We start from the raw sequence: 21,820 nt of genomic DNA, 5'->3' as shown, positions 1-21,820 counted from the left end.
TGCAGCATGGAGTTTTTACTTGTCTTACTGCCAGTGTTCGGCATATTTCTGATTGGGTATATCGGGCAGAAGGCGATTGGTTTTGACATACATACGCTCTCATCAATGTCTTTATATTTAATGTCACCATTTCTTGCGTTTGAAACCTTTTATCAAAACAAAGTGTCGATGGACTATGTGTATTTATCCATTTTTGTTGTCGGGCTTTGTCTTGCACTTATTTTATGTGTCTTTATATTATCTCGTATTTATGGTTATTCGAATGAAACGTATTGTGCCATGATTCTGTCGTCATCCTTTATGAACAATGGAAACTACGGCACGCCCGTTGTGCTGCTTGTCTTCGGAGCAGCAGGTTTGGATATTGCGATCGTGTTGATGGTGCTGCAGCAGCTTGTCATGAGTACAATCGGCATGTATTATGCAGCAAAGGGCGGAGAGGATGCGGGAGATGGAAAGGTCGTGCTGAAAAAAGTGCTTCGTATGCCGGTTGCTTACGGGGCGCTCATCGGTCTATTATTTCAGCTGATTGACCTTTCATTACCTAAAGAGCTGATGACGGGTATTCAGCTTGTAGGGAATGCTGCCATACCGACGATTATGCTTATTTTAGGTATGCAGCTTGCCGTGATCTCTTTTAAGCAAGTGGATTATCGAAATATTTCTTATGCTGTATTGCTGAAGCTGTTTATCTCCCCACTCATCGCATTTGGCTTTACGGTTATTTTACCGGTAGATGATATGGTGAAACAAATTATGATCTTAGTGGCAGCCATGCCGACAGCAGCAAATACCACGCTGATGGCTGTACAATTTCGAACGAAGCCTGAGTTTGTCTCAAGCACGACATTTCTCAGTACAATCTTAAGTATCGTGACATTACCAGTTTTATTATGGATTTTATCCATGCACCCTCTGGGATAGGGGATAGGCGGCAAACAAAGGGGGACATATGAATGAATGTAGATGTTCATTTCCAAGTGAGTGACGTGTTGAAAACGAAGCATTTTGCGCATGCAAAAGTGTTAGCAGGGGAAAAAGGATTGTTTCGGCAGGTCAAATGGATCCATGTGTTAGAAGTGCCTGATGTAGAGGATTTGTTAAATGGAGGCGAGCTTATATTAACGACAGCCGCAGGCTTCCATGATCAACTGGATGTGTTTCAAGCGTTTTTACGGCAGCTGATTGATTCAGGGGCAGCCGGCTTGTGTATTGAATTTGTGCCGTTAAGATTCGATGTGCCGGAAGAATTGCTGATCTATGCAGAAGAAAGAGATTTTCCGCTTATTCTGTTTACAAAAGAAGTGAAGTTCGTCAACATCACGCAGCATCTTCATACGATGATGATCGAGCGTCAGTATCAAATGATGGCAGATTTAGAAGCACTATCATCAAAGCTGAATGAGCTTTTACTGACCCCGCATCCACAGATGGATATTTTGGATCAAGTGTATCAGCACGTAAGGGGGATTCTTTTACTCCTCCCTGTTCAGGGCGAGCCGATTATTTTATGTGATTCTTCCAAACCAACCGAAGAACTGGTCATGAATTATTTACAGTTTGCTTCCGTGCCAAAAGGATACGAAGTGACGCAAAAACAAGTGCTTGCACTCAAACAAACATTTGCAGATCTTGTGCTCATTCATCAAGCGGACACACTCTCTGAATTTGAACTGCTCGTGATGGATAAAGGAGCGAATGCTCTTGCCCAGCAAACATTAAGAGAGCTTTATACAGAAGAGCTGAAGAAAACAAAAGAGAATGAATGGCTGCAAAAATGGTTCCAAGAAGAGCATACAGAACGAGAGATCATAGAGCACCTTGAAGAAACAGAAGGGTTGAAAAAGCCAACTGGCTGCGTAGTTTTGCTCTTTCAAAAGCATCATCAAATCGAAGAAATCGCAGGGAATCTTTACTTTCTTGTATCTTGCCGCTCCATTTTTCAGCGTGCGGGTTTCTATCTGATTGCATATGAGCATCAAGGACAAACCTTGTTTATTTTATTAAACACGAGAAAGAAAGAGGACTGGAAAGAGCGTGCAGAAAAGGCTGCAAACGACATCAAACAATTGTATGACCGGGAGCAGCCCCGAGGGGCCGAGATCAATTTTGGTATCGGTCAATATTGTGAACAGTTTCAGCACATGAGAAAAAGCTTTCAAGCAGCCAAAGAAGTGCTGCATTTAAAAAAAGTGATGCCTCAGCGGGTGGAAAGTCCATTTTACCAAGATCTACATATGCTTCGTCTCATGCCTATGATGAAGGAAAGCGGTCTGCTTGAATGCATGGTGAAAGAGTATTTAGAGCCCGTGATTGTATACGATAATCAAAATAGCGGGAGACTCTATCAAACGCTGAATATCTTTTTACAGACAAACGGTTCTAAAAAAGAAACCGCAAGCCAGCTCTATATTGTTAGGCAAACCCTTTATCATAGACTGGATAAACTGCATGCCTTACTTGGTGAGGATATGATGCAAGCGCCGAAACGCCAGGCACTTGAATTTGCGATTCTTGCTTATGAATTCCTGCAAGGAAATCGACGTTAGCGGAGTGTGTTCAATTTGCCAAGGCATCAAGAAAAGTGTCTTATGATGGTGTTCAATCAGTTGACGATCTGTCTAATGTAATCGGCCTGCCCCCTTTTTTATAATGAAAGAAACTGTCAAGTTCCAGTTTCATATGCCTCACGTTTCATCCATATAATGAATGGAGAGGCAATGTGCTGCTTGAACTGGTCTAAGCTTCTTTAATGATGAAAACGGATACATGGGGGCGGGAAGATGAAAATACATGAGCAGGCGCAAAATCTTCAGGCGAAAGATGATCAGTTGATCTGGCATCATATGAAAGGGACAAACAAGGAAAATGAAAGTATGGTTATTCACGAGGCAGAAGGCGCATGGGTGACAGATATTCATGGAAATCGCTATTTAGACGGGATGTCAGGCCTTTGGTGTGTAAATGCCGGATATGGCCGCAAAGAGCTTGCAGAAGCGGCGTATAAGCAATTAAAGACAATGCCTTACTATCCGCTTACACAAAGCCACGTGCCGGCGATTCAGCTGGCTGAAAAGCTAAATGAGTGGCTTGGCGGGGACTATGTCATCTTCTTTTCTAACAGCGGTTCTGAAGCCAATGAAGCCGCATTTAAAATTGTCAAACAATATCATGCGCAAAAAGGAGAGAGTACAAGGACAAAGTTCATCTCCCGGTACCGGTCGTATCACGGCAATACAGCAGCTGCTCTTGCCGCAACCGGTCAAGCGCAGCGTAAATATAAATATGAACCATTAGGTCAGGGCTTTATCCACGTTGCACCTCCTGATGTGTATCGTCATCCTGAGGACCAAGAGAATTTGGCGAGTGCTGCGGCGATTGATCAGGCTATGACGTGGGAACTAAGCGAGACCATTGCTGGGGTCATTATGGAGCCGATCATTACGGGCGGAGGTATCTTAATGCCGCCAAAAGGGTATTTGAAGAAGGTCAAAGACATCTGTGAAGCTCATGGGGCGCTTCTTATCGTAGATGAAGTCATCTGCGGCTTTGGCCGGACAGGGAAGCGGTTTGGTTTTATGCATGAGGAAGTAAAACCGGATATTATCACCATGGCAAAAGGGATTACAAGCGGCTATTTACCGCTTTCTGCAACGTGCGTGAAACGAGAAATCTATGAAGCTTATGCAGGGGAAGATACGTATGACCGGCTGCGCCATGTGAATACATTTGGCGGTCACCCTGCTTCCTGTGCGGTGGCACTTGCCAACCTAGAGATTATGGAAAACGAGCAATTAGTGGAACGGTCAGATGCGCTGGGGCGAGATATGCTTGAACGTTTGCAAGAGTTAAAAGAGCACCCATTTGTCGGAGATGTCAGAGGAAAAGGCTTGCTGTTTGGCATTGAGCTTGTTCAGGATCAGCAGTCCAAAAAACCAGCTGAGCCACATGTTGTCGGTCAACTGATCGCAGAATGTAAAAAACGCGGGCTGATCATCGGGAAAAATGGTGATACAGTTGCCGGCTATAATAACGTTGCCCAGCTTGCACCGCCGCTTAATATCACAGATGATGACGCCTCATTTATCATCAATACCTTAAAAGAAAGCCTGGCACAGCTATAGCAGAGAGACTTCTCTGCTTTTTTCTATGGAATAAAAGCATGCTTTCCAGCATTGATGATGTGAGGTGAAATCGGTATTGGACACACTAGGTGTATTGAAAAATAGAAGAGTTTCTATTACTGTTAGGAGAAGACTGATCCAATACACTTTTGAAGGAGACGGCATATGAGTTTTCATGATCAACCTATTCTACCTGCTGTTCGCAATATGAAGCAATTTGAGGAATTTTTAAAAAGTCCATTTACATATGGTGTCTTACTTGATGTTCACTTAGGCCGGCTAAAGGGCATCATGAATGAGGCAAATGCTCATCACAAAAAAATGTTTGTCCATGTCGATCTCATTCACGGGATTAAACATGATGAGTATGGAACGGAATTTATTTGTCAGGAAATGAAGCCAGCAGGAATTATTTCTACTAGGTCTTCTGTCATAGTAAAAGCCAAGCAAAAAAAGGTATATGCCATTCAGCGAATGTTTTTACTTGATACGAGTGCCATGGAAAAAAGCATGGAGTTCGTCGGGAAACATCGTCCAGATTTTATTGAAGTGTTGCCGGGAGTCGTACCAGATTTAATTACAGAAGTGCGCGAGCGAGCTGGGATCCCAATATTTGCAGGTGGATTTATCCGTACAAAAGAAGATGTAGAAAGAGCGCTTGAAGCAGGGGCTACAGCTGTGACGACCTCGAATACCACCCTTTGGAAAGCGTTCCAAAAGTGAAGAAGAGAAAATGTGAATATTTATTGACAACGTTTTCATCCTCTGATACTATTGCACTAAGTTAATATCATGTGATGGAGAAACGGAGATCCACAACAGCGCTTTACTAGGTGACAAATGACCCTGATGTAAAGTATGTTTGTTGTGGATCTTTTTCTTTATCTTTTCTACACATTCATAGGGGATGGCAACTGAACCAGAGGAGGAATTTTTCATGACACCATTTTGGGGAGAAGTCGTAGGTACAATGCTGCTCATCATATTTGGAGGCGGTGTGTGTGCGGCAGTTAATTTAAAGAAATCGCTCGCATATCAATCCGGATGGATTGTAATCGCTTTCGGATGGGGATTTGCAGTGGCCATTGCAGCTTATGCAACGGGTGGAATCAGCGGAGCGCATTTAAATCCCGCACTAACAATTGGGCTTGCGCTAGAAGGAAGTTTTCCTTGGGCTGATGTTCCAATGTATATTGTTGGTCAAATGCTTGGCGCATTAATAGGGGCTATTATTGTCTTTTTACATTACTTACCGCACTGGAAAGCAACAGATGATCCAGGTGCAAAGCTAGGTGTATTCTCAACTGGTCCTGCGATTCCGCATACTTTTGCAAACGTACTTAGTGAAGTCATTGGTACATTTGTATTGGTTCTAGGAATCTTAGCGATTGGTGCAAATAAATTTGCAGACGGAGTCAATCCGCTGATTGTTGGTTTCTTAATTGTTGCAATTGGTCTTTCTTTAGGTGGAACAACTGGTTATGCAATTAACCCTGCACGTGATTTAGGTCCGAGAATTGCACATGCGATCCTGCCGATTCCAGGGAAAGGCCCATCGAATTGGAAGTATGCTTGGGTGCCAGTTATTGGTCCAATTTTAGGAGGCGCATTTGGCGGTGTTTTCTACAATGCAGCTTTTAAAGCGAACGTCACTCCAGCCTTTTGGATTGTAAGCGTTATTTTAGTTGTGGTATTGTTAGGACTCTATGTCTCTACGAAAAACCAAACAAATGCTGTAAATGAAAGTATGTAAGGGGAGGAAAACATCATGACAAAAGAAAAATATATTCTTGCATTAGATCAAGGGACAACAAGCTCAAGAGCGATCTTATTTGATCAAGAAGGCAAAATTGCACATACAGCTCAGAAGGAATTTAATCAATATTTTCCGAACCCAGGCTGGGTAGAACACAATGCAAATGAAATTTGGAGCTCTGTTCTATCGGTCATTTCAACTGCTTTAATTGAATCAGGAATTGAAGCAGATCAAATCGCTGGTATCGGAATTACGAACCAGCGTGAGACAGCTGTTGTTTGGGATAAACATACAGGCGCACCTATTTACAATGCAATTGTTTGGCAGTCAAGACAAACGTCTGGCATTTGTGAAGATTTAAAAGCGCAAGGACACAATGAAACGTTTAGAAATAAAACAGGTCTTCTCATCGATGCTTATTTCTCAGGTACAAAGGTAAAATGGATTTTAGACAATGTAGAAGGTGCCCGTGAGAAAGCAGAAAATGGCGACTTACTGTTTGGCACAATCGATACTTGGCTTATTTGGAAGATGACAGGCGGTAAATCACACGTCACAGATTATTCCAATGCGTCAAGAACGTTAATGTTCAACATTTACGATCTGAAATGGGATGAAGAATTACTTGATATCCTTGGCGTACCTGCATCTATGCTTCCGGAGGTTAAACCATCTTCACACATTTATGGTGAAACAACAGACTATCACTTCTTCGGCAGAAATATTCCGATTGCAGGAGCGGCGGGAGATCAGCAGGCTGCTTTATTCGGTCAGGCTTGCTTTGAAGAAGGAATGGCGAAGAACACATATGGTACAGGATGTTTCATGTTGATGAATACAGGGGAAAAAGCCATTAAGTCGGATCATGGTTTATTAACGACGATTGCATGGGGCATTGACGGCAAAGTTGAATATGCTTTAGAAGGAAGTATTTTCGTTGCTGGCTCAGCGATTCAGTGGCTGCGTGACGGACTGAGAATGTTTAAAGACTCGAAAGACAGCGAAGCATATGCAGAGCGCGTTGAGTCAACAGAGGGCGTATATGTCGTTCCGGCATTCGTTGGTCTAGGCACACCATACTGGGATAGTGATGTCAGAGGCGCTGTTTTCGGGTTAACACGCGGTACTTCTAAAGAGCACTTTGTCCGAGCAACGTTAGAATCACTTGCTTATCAAACGAAAGATGTGTTAGATGCGATGGAAAAGGATTCAAACATTTCATTAAAAACATTGCGTGTTGATGGCGGAGCTGTGAAGAATGATTTCTTAATGGGCTTCCAAAGTGATCTGTTGGATGTGCCTGTAGAGCGTCCAGAAATTAATGAAACGACGGCACTCGGTGCGGCCTATCTTGCGGGAATAGCAGTTGGCTTCTGGAACGACCGTTCAGACATTGCAAAACAATGGAACCTTGACAAGCGCTTTGACCCTAAGATGGAAGAGGACAGCCGTGACTCGTTATACAGCGGGTGGAAAAAGGCTGTAAAAGCAGCTCAAGCTTTCAAATAAACCAAAAGTATGGTATACTTCAAGTAAGTTAATAGAACGGTTGGAGAACTGGAGAGACCGCAGGCACCGAAGTGTAGAAATACGCTTTGGGTGTTTGCGGTCTCTTTTTCTTTACCGTACAACATGGGAGGAACAAGAGATGACTTTTTCTAGCTTAGAAAGGGAACAAATGCTGCAGGAAATGACAAAAAAACCATATGATGTGTTTATCATTGGCGGGGGTATTACAGGCGCTGGTACAGCACTTGATGCGGCCTCACGCGGGATGCGCGTTGGTCTTGCAGAAATGCAGGATTTCGCAGCAGGTACGTCTAGCCGCTCAACGAAACTAGTGCACGGTGGACTTCGTTATTTAAAACAATTCGAAGTGAAGATGGTCGCAGAGGTCGGTAAAGAGCGTGCCATTGTATACGAAAACGGTCCTCATGTGACAACACCAGAATGGATGCTTCTTCCGATGCATAAAGGCGGGACATTCGGTAAGTTTTCAACATCCATTGGGCTTAGAGTGTATGACTTTTTAGCTGGTGTCAAGCATAGCGAACGCAGAAGCATGCTAAGTGCGAAGGAAACACTTGCAAAAGAACCGCTTGTGAAAAAGGACGGCTTAAAAGGCGGCGGCTACTATGTTGAATACCGTACAGATGATGCACGCCTGACAATCGAAGTCATGAAAGAAGCTGTGAAATTCGGGGCAGAAGCGGTCAACTATGCGAAAGTAAAAGAATTTATTTATGATAAAGGCAAAGTTGTCGGTGTTGTCATTGAAGATGTCATGACGCAAAAAACCTACGATGTATATGCGAAGAAAATCGTCAATGCGACAGGTCCATGGGTCGATCAGCTAAGAGACAAGGATCACTCAAAAGAAGGGAAGCACTTACAGCATACAAAAGGTATTCACTTAGTATTCGACCAATCAGTCTTCCCATTAAAACAAGCGATCTACTTTGACACACCTGATAAACGTATGGTCTTTGCGATTCCAAGAGAAGGCAAAACGTACGTAGGAACAACAGATACAGTGTACAAAAAGCAGCTGGAACATCCGCGTATGACAAAAGCAGATCGTGATTATGTCATCAAAGCGATTCAATACATGTTCCCTGATCTCAATATTACAGAAAAAGATGTTGAATCTAACTGGGCTGGTCTTCGTCCACTCATTCATGAAGAGGGCAAAGACCCTTCAGAAATTTCTCGTAAGGATGAAGTATGGACATCATCTTCAGGCTTAATCACTATTGCTGGCGGTAAATTAACAGGCTACCGCAAAATGGCTGAGCACATTGTGAATCTCGTACGTGATGGACTGAAAGAAGAAACGGGCAAAGACTTCGGGCCATGTAAAACAAAGCATATGCCAATTTCAGGCGGTCATGTAGGCGGGTCTAAAAATATGGCATCCTTTGTCCAAGCGAAAACAGCAGAAGGAGTATCTGTTGGTTTAACAGAACCGATTGCTCAAAAACTCGCTGAAAAATATGGCTCAAACGTCAGCAGTCTCTTCAAGCGTGTAGAGCAGCTTCAAGGTGAAGCAGACAAACGAAACATTCCAGCGTATGTACTGGCAGAGCTTGTCTATGCAATCGAAGAAGAATTAGCTGTTACCCCTGTTGATTTCTTCTTAAGAAGAACAGGAAGCCTATTATTTAATATCAACTGGGCGAAAAAATATGCACAGCCTGTCGTTGACTATATGGCAGAGCGTTTTGGCTGGGATGAAGCAGCAAAACAGAAACATCAAACACAATTAGATCAACTATTCCATGAAGCAGTTGTACCACTTGATGCTGAATAAAAGAAAAGCCGATCAAAGCCGATCATGTATCGGCTTTTTTATTTGTTCAGCATTTTCTTCATCTGCCAATGATATAGCATGACATAAAGGATGATTCCATATAAAATAACAGTAGATGTATTTTATTGATGATAAGAGCTGGGAGGACGACCATGAGTTGGAAGACGAATTATGAGCGATGGATCAATGAGAAGCACCTGGATGCTGAGCTAAGGGAATGGCTGGAGGCACATCAAGATGATCAACAAGCACTTGAAGACTGTTTCTACAAAAACCTTGAGTTCGGCACTGGAGGAATGCGCGGGGAGATTGGTGCCGGCACGAACCGAATGAATGTGTACACGGTTCGTAAAGCATCTGCAGGCCTTGCTGCGTATATTGCGAAACATGGAGAGGATGCAAAAACAAGAGGCGTCGCCATTGCATATGATTCACGCCATAAATCGCCTGAATTTGCAATGGAAGCAGCCAAAACACTTGCTTCACAGGGCATTCAAACGTACGTATTTAACGAACTGCGTCCAACACCAGAGCTCTCCTTTGCTGTTCGAGAGCTGAATGCATTTGCTGGGATTGTCGTAACAGCAAGTCATAACCCACCAGAATATAATGGCTATAAAGTATATGGAGAAGACGGCGGGCAGCTGCCTCCACTTCAAGCAGATCAAGTCATTCAAGAAGTAGATGCAATAGAAAATGAATTGTCGATTTCAGTTGATTCAGAAGAAATGTTAAAACAACAAGGGCTGATCAACATGATCGGAGCAGAAATCGATCATGCTTATATTGAAAAATTAAAAACCATCAGTGTGCACCCTGAGCTGGCAGGTGAGGTCGATGTCAAAGTCGTTTTTACCCCGCTTCATGGTACGGCCAACCAGCCTGTCCGAAAAGGGCTTCAGGCTCTAGGCTATCAGCATGTGACTGTTGTGCCTGAACAGGAAAAACCAGATCCGCAATTTTCAACAGTGACATCGCCAAATCCAGAGGAGCATGCAGCATTTGAGTATGCCATCAAGCTTGGCGAAAAGCAAAATGCTGATATCCTCATTGCAACAGACCCAGATGCGGATAGGTTAGGCATTGCGGTCAGAGATCATAATGGAGAGTTTACCGTCTTAACAGGCAACCAAACAGGAGCCCTGCTGCTCCATTATTTATTGTCTGAAAAACAAAAGCTTGGTCAGCTGCCGCCTCGTCCCGTTGTGATGAAAACCATTGTCACAAGTGAGCTTGGGCGTGCTGTTGCTTCAGCATTTGGTGCCCATACGATTGACACGCTTACTGGTTTTAAATTTATCGGAGAAAAAATCAAGCAATTCGAAGAGAGCGGAGAATACACGTTTCAATTCGGGTACGAAGAAAGCTATGGCTATTTGATCGGTGACTTTGCCCGAGATAAAGATGCGGTGCAGGCTGCGCTGTTAGCTGTCGAAGTCGCTGCTTTCTATAAAAAACAAGGCAAGTCCTTGTACGACGCGCTTGTCGATATGTTCAAGGAGTTTGGATTTTACCGGGAAGGGTTAAAGTCGTTAACCTTAAAAGGAAAAGAAGGAGCAGAGCAAATTTCAGCGATCCTTCATACCTTTAGAACAAATCCGCCAGCAGCCATCGCGGGTCAGCGCATCACTGTCATCGAGGATTACCAATCAAGTCAAAGACACCTCGTTGCCGAAAAGAAAGAAGAAACCATTCACCTGCCCGCTTCAAACGTGCTGAAATATTTCCTTGAGGATGGCTCGTGGTTCTGCTTAAGACCTTCCGGCACTGAGCCTAAAGTGAAATTTTATATTGCAGTCAAAGGTACATCTTTAACAGATAGCGAAGAAAAGCTGAAGCATCTGTCAAAAGAAGTGATGAAAGTCGTTTATGAGATTGTGGAAGAAACGGCTAAATAAACAAACAAGGCCATCGTGTGAATGCATGATGGCTTTTTCTCAGTCAAAAGGATGAGAAAAAATCATCCTTTTAGAGAAAGAGCCGGCAGAATGCTCATGGTATAATGAGCGTAATGAAAAGAGAAGGCAGCAAATGCCGGGGGTAAACAGTATGGGAGAATACCAAGAGAAGGTTGAAACATTAAAAACGTTAAAAGAAATTGCTGAAAAGCTAAATGAAGGCATGGAAATGAAAGATACGCTTCATGAAGTGCTCCATATGCTGATGGATATCACAGGCTTTCATTCAGCATGGATTTATTTTATAGAAAAAGACGGCTCGTATGAACTGATGGCAGAGGTCTCCTTACCCGAAGCGCTGGCAAAGCATCAAAAGCAGCTGATGTGTCAAAACGATTGCTATTGCATCAATCGATACACAAAGGGCTCACTGCAATCAGCCACCAACATTATTAACTGTAAACGGATCGAAACGGCGATTGAGCAAAAGCTTGGGGATACAGAAGGGATTACGCATCATGCGACCGTTCCTCTCAAAGCGTGTAAGCGTACGTTTGGGTTATTAAATGTGGCGGCAAAAGGAAAAGTCACATTTAACCAGGAAGAACTGAATTTGCTTGAAAGCATTGCGCTTCAAATTGGTACCGCCATTCAACGGATGAAGCTTGTGCAAAACGAACATCAGCATGCTCTTTTGGAAGAAAGAAACCGGCTTGCACAGGACTTACATGATTCCGTCAACCAGATGCTATTTTCAGTCAGTCTGACTGCTAAAGCTGCCCGTCAAATGACTAATGATCAGAATCTAGGGGAAATGATCGATTTTATTCAGCATTTGTCACAAGATGCACTGGTTGAAATGCGGTCACTCATTTGGCAGCTAAGACCAAGAGGACTTGAAAAAGGATTCACAACAGGGATTCAAGACTATGCAAAGCTTTTAGGATTACGCTGTACATTATCGTTATCCGGCTGTATGGAGATGGATCATTCGCAGCATGAAACGTTGTTTCGGGTATGCCAAGAAGCGCTGAATAATTGTCAAAAACATGCGGAAGTAGAGGAAGTCAAGGTCCAGCTTGAACAATCAAAAGACACGTTTGAGATGAAAATCATTGACCGCGGAAAAGGGTTTCAGTATGACGAGCAAATGAGCCTCCCTTCACTTGGTCTGAAAGGCATGTCTGACCGTATCAAAAGAGCTGGTGGAACATTTTGTATAGAGTCTGAGCTCGGTAAAGGAACCACCATTCAAGTGAAGGTGCCATTTTCTCAAGAAAGGAAGGGGTCGTCATGAGAGTCGTGATTGCAGATGATCATCATATTGTGAGAAAAGGGCTTGTGTTTTTCTTGCAGACACAGCCTGACGTCGAAATCGTTGGTGAGGCTTCTAATGGAGAAGAAGCATTAGAAGTTGTCAGACAAATGCGGCCTGACATTGTTCTAATGGATCTATCGATGCCTGTGATGAATGGTATTGAAGCCACGAAACAAATGATGCTTGAAATGCCCGATACCCGCATTGTGATTCTGACAAGCTATGCGGATAAAGATTATGTTATTCCCGCTATTCAAGCAGGGGCAAAAGCCTATCAGCTCAAGGATGTAGCGCCAGAAAAACTCCTTACGACAATGATTGACGTACAAAAGGGCACCTATCAATTAGATGCTCATATCACCAACTTTCTTGTGCAGCATTTGACCGAGCCAAAAGGGCAAAAATGGAAGTTAATGAAAGAGCTGACCAATAGAGAGCGAGATGTCTTATTCGAAATTGCAAAGGGGAAAAGCAATAAAGAAATTGCCTCATCACTGTTTATTTCTGAAAAGACTGTCAAAACACACGTATCTCATGTATTATCAAAACTAGAGCTGGCAGATCGTACACAAGCGGCTCTGTATGCAGTGGATTATCAAAAAAATCAGCCGAAAGAGCTGCTATGACAGAAGGGAATTTAGTCGTTATGCTAAAACTTTTAAACGCACATTCAATTCAATGAATTGAATAAAAAAGAGCACAGATGTTGGTTTATTTGACGTGCCCTTTTGCGTGAAAAGAAGCATGTCCAGTCTAATTTCTAAGAATGAAACGATAAAAGGCTTGATGAGTATATGCTCATCAAGTCTTTTTTTATTTTGAGGGAGGTGATGAACCGGCTGAAAGGTGAATTTAAAAAAGGAGGGCACAAAGTGGAGACATATGAATTAGTGAATGGTTATCGCTATGATGACAAATTGAAAGAAAGCTTTAATGCGTTAGCGATCAATACATTTGATTTGGATTTTAGTGACTGGTATAAAAGAGGGTACTGGGATGAAAAATATATTCCTTATTCCTTTGTCCATCACGGGAAAGTGATCTCAAACGCTTCCGTCTACCTCATGTCACTGATCATTGATGGCCAAACGTATCGAGCTGTTCAAATTGGCACGGTGATGACGGATCAAGCCTACCGCCATAAAGGATTAGCGACAAAGTTAATGCAGCATATTATGGATACGTACGAAAATGACTATGATATGATTTTTCTTTTTGCCAATGACACTGTACTGGATTTTTATCCAAGATTCGGCTTTACCCGTTACCACGAAAGCGAATTTAGTCTAAATATCGGCAAAAGCGCCATTCAAATGAAAAAGGACATGCGCAAAAAGCAGCTGACGTTGGAACATGACCTGCCATTACTTGAACAGTTCGCAGAAAAACGTCAAACGGGCTCAATGAAATTAGATGCTGAGGACCATGGCAGCTTATTGATGTTTTATTTTACATTCGTTTGGCCGGATGCCATTTTCTATATTGAAGCGTTGGATACCATTGTCCTGATGAATGAAGAAAATGAAACCATACATGTCTTTGATATCATTTCTCTCCAGCCGCAAAATATAGAGGAAGTTGTTGCACATATTGTGAATGAAACGACGGAAAAAGTGATATTCTATTTTACACCTGATACGTCAATTGACGGCTTACATGTGGTTATGGCGCCAAATGACGAGGATGCGCTGTTTATTTATACAAAAAAAGAATGGGTAAAAGACCACTTTATGCTTCCAATCACTGCGCACTGCTAAGTGTATGTAAAAAGGCTGATAATCAGCCTTTTTCTTTATGTGTACATCGGTTGTGAATAAACTTCAGAAGCAGCAGCCTCTGAAGCATGGTCAATGTACTGCAGGAGCCCATATAAACATTTTTCAACATCAGCATCGTTCCGGTTAAATTGATACGCGTGTAAGAAATGCTCAATACGTTTCGAGAGCAAGTCATCTTGCGTACGTACCATAAGAATAAGTAAATTATCCCATTGCGAGCGATGCGTATAATAAAGTGCTTTATCATAATCCGCCACATTCATCAAACCTTCTCCTTTCCCTTGAGAAGTCCTCATTAGTTTGCTCGGAACATATCGACATTTTCAGGGGAAAAGTTGGTGTCCGCATTAATCATGTACCGGGAATTTTAGGCTGAATAAATGCTTCATGTATGAAAAAGGATCGACCAGCAAAACATAAACAAAATATACATGAAAGTGAGATCAATGATATTATGCAGCCGAAATGGTGGATGCCTTTTGCAGCAGGAATGGTTTTGTATGGCATTTTCATGATCTATCCTGCAACAAATGCAGCGATGCAGCCTGAAAATTGGGAAAGACTTGCGTACACAGCGTTGCAAGAGGAATATGAAGGCGCCGCTTTAAACGATTATCAATATATTGGGCGTACACAAGTAAATGAAGATCAGACAAAAGATGTGTTTCGTGTCACCGTGAAGGAAGGTTCAACGCTTTTTGCCGCACATGCAGAAATCTATTTTCAACCGGTGACCGGTCATTTGATTAGTATTAACGTATTCCGGCTATAAAAAAAAGCACCTCTAATAAAGAGGTGCTCCAGCGTGTAGACAAACCCTCGCATTCGGTGTCAGTCCTGCGTGCCGGTGCTCACGAATGTCAAATTTGCTCCGCGCCAGTACTCGTCCTTCCTAGACTGCAAAGGTTTTCTATCACGCTGAAAAGAAGACAAAGGTTAAAATAAAGATCATTTTAACCCTTTGTCAACAATATCAGCCCCACTTTATGAAGAGGGCTCATTACGGATCAATTATTTCATGCTTCCTTGAAGGTATGAGCGAATATCCACACCAAGTGAATCGGCTAATCGTTGTCCGTAGTCTTCATCTGCACGATAGAAGTTGCAGATCGCAAGTAATTTTGTTTTGTCATTTACATCTTTCAGGTCAGCTGTTAGGTTTTTGATCAATGCTTGCTTCTCTTCTTCAGAGTAGCTTCGATATTTTTTCCCAGCTTGTTTGAAATCGTTCGGTTTTTCAATTTTTTGTCTCACCATACGGTCACCGTGAAGAACTTGCTCACTTTCTTTGTAGTGAGGATTTTCTTTTGGCTGATCATCGTAACGGTTTGGTTCATAGTTAATATGACCGCTTGGACGAGTCGTTGTCATAAAGCCATCCTGCTGATTATTGTGTACTGGTGCATAAGGACAGTTCACCGGAATGCGCATGTAGTTTGCACCAAGACGATGACGCTGCGTATCAGGATATGAGAACAGACGGCCTTGAAGCAGTTTATCTTCAGATGCTTCGATTCCTGGAACAAGTGCACTTGGCGTGAAAGCAGATTGCTCTGTTTCAGCAAAGAAGTTCTCAGGATTGCGGTTGAGTGTCATGCGTCCTACTTTTTGAAGCGGATAATCTTCCTCGCTCCATGTCTTTGTTGGATCACATGGATCATAGTCAAGGTCATCATAATCGCTAAGCGGCATCAGCTGGACATATAAGTCCCATGCTGGGTAATGGCCATTTTCAATGCGGTCATACAAGTCTCTTGTCGCATGCTGGAAATCATTCGCTTGGATTTCTGCTGCTTCTTCCATAGATAAATTGCGAATACCTTCTGAAGGTCTCCAGTGATATTTCACATATTTTGTTTCTCCATATTTGTTGACCCATCTAAATGTATGCACACCAGAACCGCGCATTTCAGCGTAACTCGCAGGGATTCCTTCATCAGAGAAGAGCCATGTGAGCATATGAGTGGATTCAGGTGTTAAGGTCATAAAATCCCAATAACGGTCAGGATCTTGGATATTGGTTACAGGATCTGGCTTGAGAGAGTGAACCATATCAGGGAATTTCAATGCATCACGTATAAAGAAGATCGGCAAGTTGTTACCAACTAGATCATAGTTACCTTCTTCTGTGTAAAATTTGACAGCAAAGCCGCGCGGGTCGCGCAATGTTTCAGGTGAACCTTTAGGATGAATAACTGTTGAGAAGCGAACAAAAACGTCTGTCTGTTTTCCTTCTTCACTTAAGAAGGCAGCTTTCGTATGTTTCTCCATGCTGTTTTCAACTTCAAACACACCATAAGCGCCGGCGCCTCTTGCATGAACGACACGCTCTGGAATACGTTCACGATCGAAGTGTGCAAGTTTTTCAATCAAATGGTAATCATCAAGAAATGTAGGTCCGCGGTGACCAGCTGTTCTTGAGTTTTGGTTATCGCCAACAGGCACGCCTTGATTCGTTGTCAAATTTTTATGATTTGAATTTGTCATTCTTTTCTCCTCCTGTAAACAAAAAAATGATTTCTAGTAATCTATATACCCTAATTATATTAAATCAAACCTGATAGTCAATATTTATTTATAATAATTTTAAATTAATTATTATTACAAGAAGGTAAAGAAAAAGACGAAAGAATAGAATTCTTTCGCCTAAAGGAGGAGCTCTCTAAGAGCATCTTTGTTTTGAGTTAAATCTTTTAATGTGTATTGATCAAGAACGCGTAAGTAAGCAGTAAGTGCTTCATGAAGTACATGCTTTAATGAACAAATCGGAGAGATGATACAGCTGTTTTTCTTTGAATCAAAGCATTCAACCATGACTAAATCATCCTCAGTATAACGGACAACTTCTCCAATATTAATGCTTTCTGGGCTTTTCCCAAGCCTAATCCCGCCATTTCTTCCACGGATCGTTTCCACATACCCGCGTTTTCCAAGATGATAAATCACCTTTGTCAGATGATTTTTAGAAATGCCATAAACATCGGCGATCTGCTGAATATTTGACAGTTCATTGTTTTCTCTTGATGCTAAATAAATGAGTACTCTTAATGAGAAATCTGTATAATTCGTTAGTTTCATTTTGACGACCTCTAAACCTGATAGAGTTTTGTATCATCGTAACACATTTTAGACAAAAACTGTTCGAGAAAGTGTTAAATGTGACAACATTTAAAACATGTATTATAAATATTGCTTTTATAAGCTGTCATCCATTACGATAAAGATGTATTTAAAATACACCTTTTTGAAAGAAGGAATGACGATGTTATCTAAAGATCAAATGAATGCCATTAAACAATCAGCCCCTCTATTAAAAGCTGAGGGAACCAAACTTGTGACTGTTTTTTATCAAAATATGATTCGGCAGCACCCAGAACTACTCAATCAATTTAATCAAACAAACCTCATGAACGGAAGTCAGCCAGAGGCGCTTGCTGTGACACTATATCAAGCAGCACTGCACATCGATCGATTAGAAGAATTACTTCCTGCGGTCAAACAGATTGCCCATAAGCATGTCAGTGTGATGGTCAAAAAAGAGCAATATCCAATCGTCGGATATCACCTCATTGAAGCGATGAAAGAAGTGTTTGGTTTAACGGAAAAAGATGACACGCTTTTAGCTTGGAAGGCCGCATATGACATTATTGCAAATATTTTTATCACGATTGAAGCAGAAATGATGGAGGAGAATGTAAAGCAAACTGGCGGATGGGCAGATGTGAAGCCGTTTGTGATTAAGAAAAAGGTACAGGAATCTTCATCGCTGATCTCCTTTTACTTAGTACCAGAAGATGAATCAGAGCTGCCAATGTATGAAGCAGGCCAATATGTTACGGTACAGGCAGATATGCCGGGTGAAGCTTATATGTGCAGCAGACAATATAGCTTATCAGATCAGCATCATCCTTCTTATTACCGCATTACAGTAAAGCGTGATGGTCATGTGTCTACATTTTTGCATGATGGAATGGAAGAAGGGGACGTTCTTCAAGTGAGTATGCCACAGGGAATGTTCTGTTTGCAAGAAGACACTAAAGAGCCTGTTTATTTTATTAGTGCTGGTTCTGGTGTCACACCAATGATCGGTTTAATGAAAACAGCAGCGCAAAACAGCCAGCCATTTACGATGATTCATGCAGATCGATTAGAGGATGTAACTGCTTTTGAAAATGAATTTGAACGCGTTCTAGCTGCAGCTTCTCATGGCCGCATCATCTTATGTAATGAACAATTTGCGCAGCCTGGTAAGGGTGAGCTTGTTGAGAAGGCAGCTTCCCGCATTGACCGTCCATTCCTTCAATCAGTGATTGGAGAAGGGAAAGGCCAATTTTATCTATGCGGTTCCCCGGTGTTTACACAGGAGATGATTCACATGCTAAAAGAGCTGGGAATTCCAGAACAGAATATTCATTTCGAGTCATTCGGCGGGCAATCCACGAAAGAAATGGAAGTCGTCTAAACGAATGGCGGAACATCATGTTTTTTTAGGTGCGCTCATATAGTAGGGATAAGTCCGATGAGGAGGGATGGTTTCCTTGAGCGTATCTGAAAAACGTCTTTTACAAAGAGCCATTGATGAAATTACAGAAATTGCAGAAGGATTTGGTCTAGATTTTTATCCGATGAGGTATGAAATCTGTCCCGCGGAAATTATTTATACGTTCGGTGCATACGGAATGCCAACACGATTCAGCCACTGGAGCTTTGGGAAGCAATTTCATAAAATGAAGCTTCATTATGATTTAGGGTTAAGCAAAATTTATGAGCTGGTCATCAATTCAAATCCTTGCTACGCCTTTCTACTTGATAACAACACGCTTGTTCAAAATAAATTAATTGTGGCTCATGTACTGGCACACTGTGATTTCTTCAAAAATAATTGCCGTTTCCAAAACACAAAACGAGACATGGTAGAAAGCATGTCAGCAGCGGCAGAGCGGATCAAAGAATATGAGCATCTTCATGGAACAAAAGAAGTGGAATCCTTTTTAGACGCCGTATTGGCTCTACAGGAGCATATTGATCCGTCTCTTGTTCGTTCAAAACTAAGCTGGAATATGGACGATGAAGAAGAATATGAAGATGATAAACCAAAACGTCAGACGCCGTATGATGATTTGTGGGGAATGGATGAGCCGAAGACGCATGAGAAAAAGAAAATCGTCAAACAATTTCCACCAAAGCCGGAAAAAGATATTTTACTCTTTATTGAGGCGCACTCCCGGGAGCTAGAGCCGTGGCAGCGGGACGTCCTCACCATGCTGAGGGAGGAAATGCTCTATTTTTGGCCGCAGCTGGAAACAAAGGTTATGAATGAAGGCTGGGCTTCGTATTGGCATCAGCGGATTATGCGTGAGCTTGATTTAGATTCAAGTGAATCGATTGAATTTGCCAAATTAAATGCAGGCGTGGTGCAGCCATCTAAAACAGGCATCAATCCTTACTATTTAGGTCTGAAGATTTTTGAAGATATCGAAGAGCGCTATGACAACCCATGTGAAGAATTAAAAAAAGCAGGGGTGACAGAAGGATCGGGCCGCAGCAAAATGTTTGAAGTCAGGGAAATTGAATCAGATATTTCCTTTATTCGAAATTACTTAACAAAAGACCTTGTGATGAGAGAAGATTTGTACTTGTTTCAAAAGCAGGGGAGAGACTATAAAGTCATCGATAAAGAATGGAAGGCTGTTCGTGATCAGCTAGTCAGCATGAGGGTCAATGGCGGCTTTCCTTATTTGACCGTGATGGATGGCGACTATTTGAAAAACAATGAACTCTATATAAAACATTGGTATGAAGGCATTGAACTTGATCTGAAATACTTAGAAAAAGTACTCCCTTATTTGCATCAGCTATGGGGAAGAAGTGTGCATATCGAGTCAGTTCTTGAAGGAAAAGAAGTCATGTTTTCGTATGATGGAAAAGGGGTTCATAGGAAATATCTCGCTTAAAAAAGACCAAAAAAAGATGTCTCTTAGCAGACATCTTTTTTGCCCGTTTTATTGGTTTTTCAGCAGTTTGAAAATGTGTTTTGCTTGATCGGTGTTTTCCATCAGACCTTTTAGCTTTTGGCTTGTTGGGCCATATGCAAAGAATGGAACTTCATCACCCGTATGACCTGATGTTGTCCAGCCTGTATGTGATCTCATGTTGATCACTTCTTCAATCGCATCATCAATTTTAACAGCATCCTTTGTTTCAGAAGCCTTTTGAATGGAGGCTATTTCTTCTTTTGTAAATTCAAGATCGATATATTGTTTCAGCGCTGATTCAACAGGCATGCCGCTGACAATTTTGTTTGCAATAAAGTCAGGCGTCTTTTTCGCTGCTTTTACCGGTTTGTAATCCCAGCTGCTCGAGCCGTCTGCTCCGAAGGAAAGTCCGCCAGTTGAATGATCGGCAGTGGTGATGACTAACGTATTTTTATCCTTTTTTGCAAAACGAATGGCTTCTTCAAATGCTTTTTCAAAATCCTTCATTTCACTCATTGCACTGACAATATCATGATCATGTCCAGCCCAGTCAATTTGGCTGCCTTCAACCATAAGGAAAAATCCTTTTTTGTTTTTAGACAGCTGTTTAATGGCTGAGGACGTCATGTCTTGCAGGGAAGGGGTCTTTTTATCACGATCAATCGCTTTATCAAGACCACCGTCAGCAAAAATGCCTAGCACCTTTTGATTTTTGTTTTTTTGTAAGGCATCTTTATTGGTGACATAATCATATCCGGCTTGCTTGAATTCTTTCGTCAAATCACGATCCTTCCGGACAAAATCGACAAGACCTCCGCCAAGCATGACATCGACTGTATGCTGTTTTCCGATTTTTTCATCGAAGAAATCATCAGCGATGGCTGCTGTGTTTTTTCTCGATACATCGTGAGCCGCATACGCAGCAGGAGTGGCATTTGTTAATTCAGAGGTCACGACAAGACCTGTAGATTTTCCCTTCCGTTTTGCTTCTTCTAGAACTGTTTTTAATTTTTTGCCGTTTTTATTTACACCGATCGCATTGTTGTAAGTCTTTTTACCAGTTGCCATAGCTGTACCAGCTGCGGCAGAATCGGTGATATTGCTTTTAGAGTCGTTAGGGTATGTTTTGTGCATGCCAGTGAGGTAAGGGTCAAACGCTGTTTGTTTTGAAAGGTCTCCGTTGTGTTTAAATGAACGGTAAGTTGAAAGATAAGGAGTTCCCATGCCATCCCCGATCAGCACGATCACATTTTGCACGTCATTTTTTGGCTTCTTTTTAGCCTCTGCTTTGTCAGCCTGTCCAAATTCAATCCCTGAAAAAATGCCAATCGATAGCACAGATGCTGCCGCTACTGCAGCGATTTTCGTTTTCGAGCTTTTCAACACACTCATTCATTTTGCCTCCTCATTGTTTATGTATCGCTCTTACGTTTACAATGGTAGAGCAGAATTGTGGATTCCCATTTACAGGATCGTAAAGTTCACTTTAAAATTGTAAAGGTCCACTTTACATAGAATGGACCAAAAAGAGAAATGAATGTATCATTTATCCATGACAAGATGCGTTTATTTTGTCATGATTGTGTAATGAAAATGAAATATAAAGAACCCTAAAAAAAAATAAATTTTGCCGAATTAATAAGCATAATGTCGTAGGAAGT

Annotated in this window: 18 protein-coding genes; 14 read left to right on the top strand and 4 right to left on the bottom strand. The window is 41.9% G+C overall.

Annotated elements, in window-relative coordinates; translation table 11 throughout:
• Positions 1 to 6: 6 nt before the first annotated feature.
• The 11 genes from C6Y03_RS15250 (at position 7) to C6Y03_RS15195 (ending at position 14,163) form a co-directional block, all read left to right on the top strand.
• Positions 7 to 924: an AEC family transporter gene (locus tag C6Y03_RS15250; RefSeq protein WP_066031771.1), complete on the top strand. Its 918-nt coding sequence runs from the start codon at positions 7 to 9 to the stop codon at positions 922 to 924.
• Positions 925 to 956: 32 nt separating this feature from the next.
• The gene (locus C6Y03_RS15245; RefSeq protein WP_095284947.1) at positions 957 to 2,549 is read left to right on the top strand and encodes a PucR family transcriptional regulator; all 1,593 of its coding nucleotides are present in this window, start codon (positions 957 to 959) and stop codon (positions 2,547 to 2,549) included.
• Between the two features lie 234 nt (positions 2,550 to 2,783).
• Positions 2,784 to 4,124, top strand: a complete 1,341-nt coding sequence (locus tag C6Y03_RS15240; RefSeq protein ID WP_106039577.1) for an aspartate aminotransferase family protein — start codon at positions 2,784 to 2,786, stop codon at positions 4,122 to 4,124.
• Between the two features lie 165 nt (positions 4,125 to 4,289).
• The gene (locus C6Y03_RS15235; protein WP_034663739.1) at positions 4,290 to 4,847 is read left to right on the top strand and encodes a glycerol-3-phosphate responsive antiterminator; all 558 of its coding nucleotides are present in this window, start codon (positions 4,290 to 4,292) and stop codon (positions 4,845 to 4,847) included.
• Positions 4,848 to 5,061: 214 nt separating this feature from the next.
• Positions 5,062 to 5,877 carry an MIP/aquaporin family protein gene (locus tag C6Y03_RS15230; protein WP_095284949.1) on the top strand — a complete coding sequence of 272 codons (816 nt, stop codon included), beginning with the start codon at positions 5,062 to 5,064 and terminating at the stop codon, positions 5,875 to 5,877.
• Between the two features lie 15 nt (positions 5,878 to 5,892).
• Positions 5,893 to 7,389: a glycerol kinase GlpK gene (gene glpK, locus C6Y03_RS15225; protein WP_060595850.1), complete on the top strand. Its 1,497-nt coding sequence runs from the start codon at positions 5,893 to 5,895 to the stop codon at positions 7,387 to 7,389.
• Between the two features lie 139 nt (positions 7,390 to 7,528).
• Positions 7,529 to 9,190, top strand: coding sequence for a glycerol-3-phosphate dehydrogenase (glpD, locus tag C6Y03_RS15220; RefSeq protein ID WP_106039576.1), 1,662 nt, complete (start codon positions 7,529 to 7,531; stop codon positions 9,188 to 9,190).
• Positions 9,191 to 9,342: 152 nt separating this feature from the next.
• Positions 9,343 to 11,088, top strand: coding sequence for a phospho-sugar mutase (locus C6Y03_RS15215; RefSeq protein ID WP_034663731.1), 1,746 nt, complete (start codon positions 9,343 to 9,345; stop codon positions 11,086 to 11,088).
• A 151-nt stretch (positions 11,089 to 11,239) separates the two neighbouring features.
• A complete protein-coding gene (locus C6Y03_RS15210; protein WP_034663730.1) occupies positions 11,240 to 12,385 on the top strand; it encodes a GAF domain-containing sensor histidine kinase in 1,146 nt (381 codons plus the stop codon).
• Entirely contained in the window at positions 12,382 to 13,032 is a 651-nt protein-coding gene (locus C6Y03_RS15205; RefSeq protein WP_034663727.1) for a response regulator, read from the top strand. The genes C6Y03_RS15210 and C6Y03_RS15205 overlap by 4 nt, the downstream gene beginning before the upstream one ends.
• Before the next feature lie 246 nt (positions 13,033 to 13,278).
• A complete protein-coding gene (locus C6Y03_RS15195) occupies positions 13,279 to 14,163 on the top strand; it encodes a GNAT family N-acetyltransferase (RefSeq protein WP_106039575.1) in 885 nt (294 codons plus the stop codon).
• A 35-nt stretch (positions 14,164 to 14,198) separates the two neighbouring features.
• Here C6Y03_RS15195 and C6Y03_RS15190 read toward each other — a convergent pair whose 3' ends face one another.
• Positions 14,199 to 14,447 carry a YhdB family protein gene (locus C6Y03_RS15190; protein ID WP_024426598.1) on the bottom strand — a complete coding sequence of 83 codons (249 nt, stop codon included), beginning with the start codon at positions 14,445 to 14,447 and terminating at the stop codon, positions 14,199 to 14,201.
• A 128-nt stretch (positions 14,448 to 14,575) separates the two neighbouring features.
• On the opposite strand from C6Y03_RS15190, the gene C6Y03_RS15185 reads away from it, so the two are divergent.
• Positions 14,576 to 14,956, top strand: coding sequence for a YqzG/YhdC family protein (locus C6Y03_RS15185; RefSeq protein ID WP_106039574.1), 381 nt, complete (start codon positions 14,576 to 14,578; stop codon positions 14,954 to 14,956).
• A gap of 239 nt (positions 14,957 to 15,195) precedes the next feature.
• Here C6Y03_RS15185 and C6Y03_RS15180 read toward each other — a convergent pair whose 3' ends face one another.
• The gene (locus C6Y03_RS15180; RefSeq protein ID WP_106039573.1) at positions 15,196 to 16,671 is read right to left on the bottom strand and encodes a catalase; all 1,476 of its coding nucleotides are present in this window, start codon (positions 16,669 to 16,671) and stop codon (positions 15,196 to 15,198) included.
• Between the two features lie 159 nt (positions 16,672 to 16,830).
• Complete coding sequence (locus C6Y03_RS15175; RefSeq protein ID WP_034663719.1) at positions 16,831 to 17,262, bottom strand: Rrf2 family transcriptional regulator; 432 nt, start codon at positions 17,260 to 17,262, stop codon at positions 16,831 to 16,833.
• A 184-nt stretch (positions 17,263 to 17,446) separates the two neighbouring features.
• On the opposite strand from C6Y03_RS15175, the gene C6Y03_RS15170 reads away from it, so the two are divergent.
• Complete coding sequence (locus C6Y03_RS15170) at positions 17,447 to 18,646, top strand: globin domain-containing protein (RefSeq protein ID WP_106039572.1); 1,200 nt, start codon at positions 17,447 to 17,449, stop codon at positions 18,644 to 18,646.
• 67 nt (positions 18,647 to 18,713) lie between these two features.
• On the top strand, positions 18,714 to 20,138 hold the full coding sequence (locus C6Y03_RS15165) for a SpoVR family protein (RefSeq protein ID WP_376745155.1): 1,425 nt from the start codon (positions 18,714 to 18,716) through the stop codon (positions 20,136 to 20,138).
• A gap of 48 nt (positions 20,139 to 20,186) precedes the next feature.
• Here C6Y03_RS15165 and C6Y03_RS15160 read toward each other — a convergent pair whose 3' ends face one another.
• The gene (locus C6Y03_RS15160) at positions 20,187 to 21,551 is read right to left on the bottom strand and encodes an alkaline phosphatase (protein ID WP_106039571.1); all 1,365 of its coding nucleotides are present in this window, start codon (positions 21,549 to 21,551) and stop codon (positions 20,187 to 20,189) included.
• Between the last annotated feature and the right edge of the window lie 269 nt (positions 21,552 to 21,820).

This window comes from Bacillus sp. LNXM65 (assembly GCF_002998575.1).
GTDB lineage: Bacteria > Bacillota > Bacilli > Bacillales > Bacillaceae > Bacillus.
This window is presented reverse-complemented; position numbering and strand designations above follow the sequence as displayed.

Bases quoted from the DNA above. Each gene is read 5' to 3' on its own strand.
- C6Y03_RS15185 (WP_106039574.1), top strand. From the start codon at position 14,576: ATGAAAAAGGATCGACCAGCAAAACATAAACAAAATATACATGAAAGT.
- C6Y03_RS15205 (WP_034663727.1), top strand. From the start codon at position 12,382: ATGAGAGTCGTGATTGCAGATGATCATCATATTGTGAGAAAAGGGCTT.
- C6Y03_RS15190 (WP_024426598.1), bottom strand. From the start codon at position 14,447: ATGAATGTGGCGGATTATGATAAAGCACTTTATTATACGCATCGCTCG.
- C6Y03_RS15230 (WP_095284949.1), top strand. From the start codon at position 5,062: ATGACACCATTTTGGGGAGAAGTCGTAGGTACAATGCTGCTCATCATA.
- C6Y03_RS15250 (WP_066031771.1), top strand. From the start codon at position 7: ATGGAGTTTTTACTTGTCTTACTGCCAGTGTTCGGCATATTTCTGATT.
- C6Y03_RS15180 (WP_106039573.1), bottom strand. From the start codon at position 16,671: ATGACAAATTCAAATCATAAAAATTTGACAACGAATCAAGGCGTGCCT.
- glpK (WP_060595850.1), top strand. From the start codon at position 5,893: ATGACAAAAGAAAAATATATTCTTGCATTAGATCAAGGGACAACAAGC.
- glpD (WP_106039576.1), top strand. From the start codon at position 7,529: ATGACTTTTTCTAGCTTAGAAAGGGAACAAATGCTGCAGGAAATGACA.
- C6Y03_RS15170 (WP_106039572.1), top strand. From the start codon at position 17,447: ATGTTATCTAAAGATCAAATGAATGCCATTAAACAATCAGCCCCTCTA.
- C6Y03_RS15165 (WP_376745155.1), top strand. From the start codon at position 18,714: ATGGTTTCCTTGAGCGTATCTGAAAAACGTCTTTTACAAAGAGCCATT.
- C6Y03_RS15210 (WP_034663730.1), top strand. From the start codon at position 11,240: ATGGGAGAATACCAAGAGAAGGTTGAAACATTAAAAACGTTAAAAGAA.
- C6Y03_RS15240 (WP_106039577.1), top strand. From the start codon at position 2,784: ATGAAAATACATGAGCAGGCGCAAAATCTTCAGGCGAAAGATGATCAG.
- C6Y03_RS15160 (WP_106039571.1), bottom strand. From the start codon at position 21,551: ATGAGTGTGTTGAAAAGCTCGAAAACGAAAATCGCTGCAGTAGCGGCA.
- C6Y03_RS15175 (WP_034663719.1), bottom strand. From the start codon at position 17,262: ATGAAACTAACGAATTATACAGATTTCTCATTAAGAGTACTCATTTAT.
- C6Y03_RS15215 (WP_034663731.1), top strand. From the start codon at position 9,343: ATGAGTTGGAAGACGAATTATGAGCGATGGATCAATGAGAAGCACCTG.
- C6Y03_RS15245 (WP_095284947.1), top strand. From the start codon at position 957: ATGAATGTAGATGTTCATTTCCAAGTGAGTGACGTGTTGAAAACGAAG.
- C6Y03_RS15235 (WP_034663739.1), top strand. From the start codon at position 4,290: ATGAGTTTTCATGATCAACCTATTCTACCTGCTGTTCGCAATATGAAG.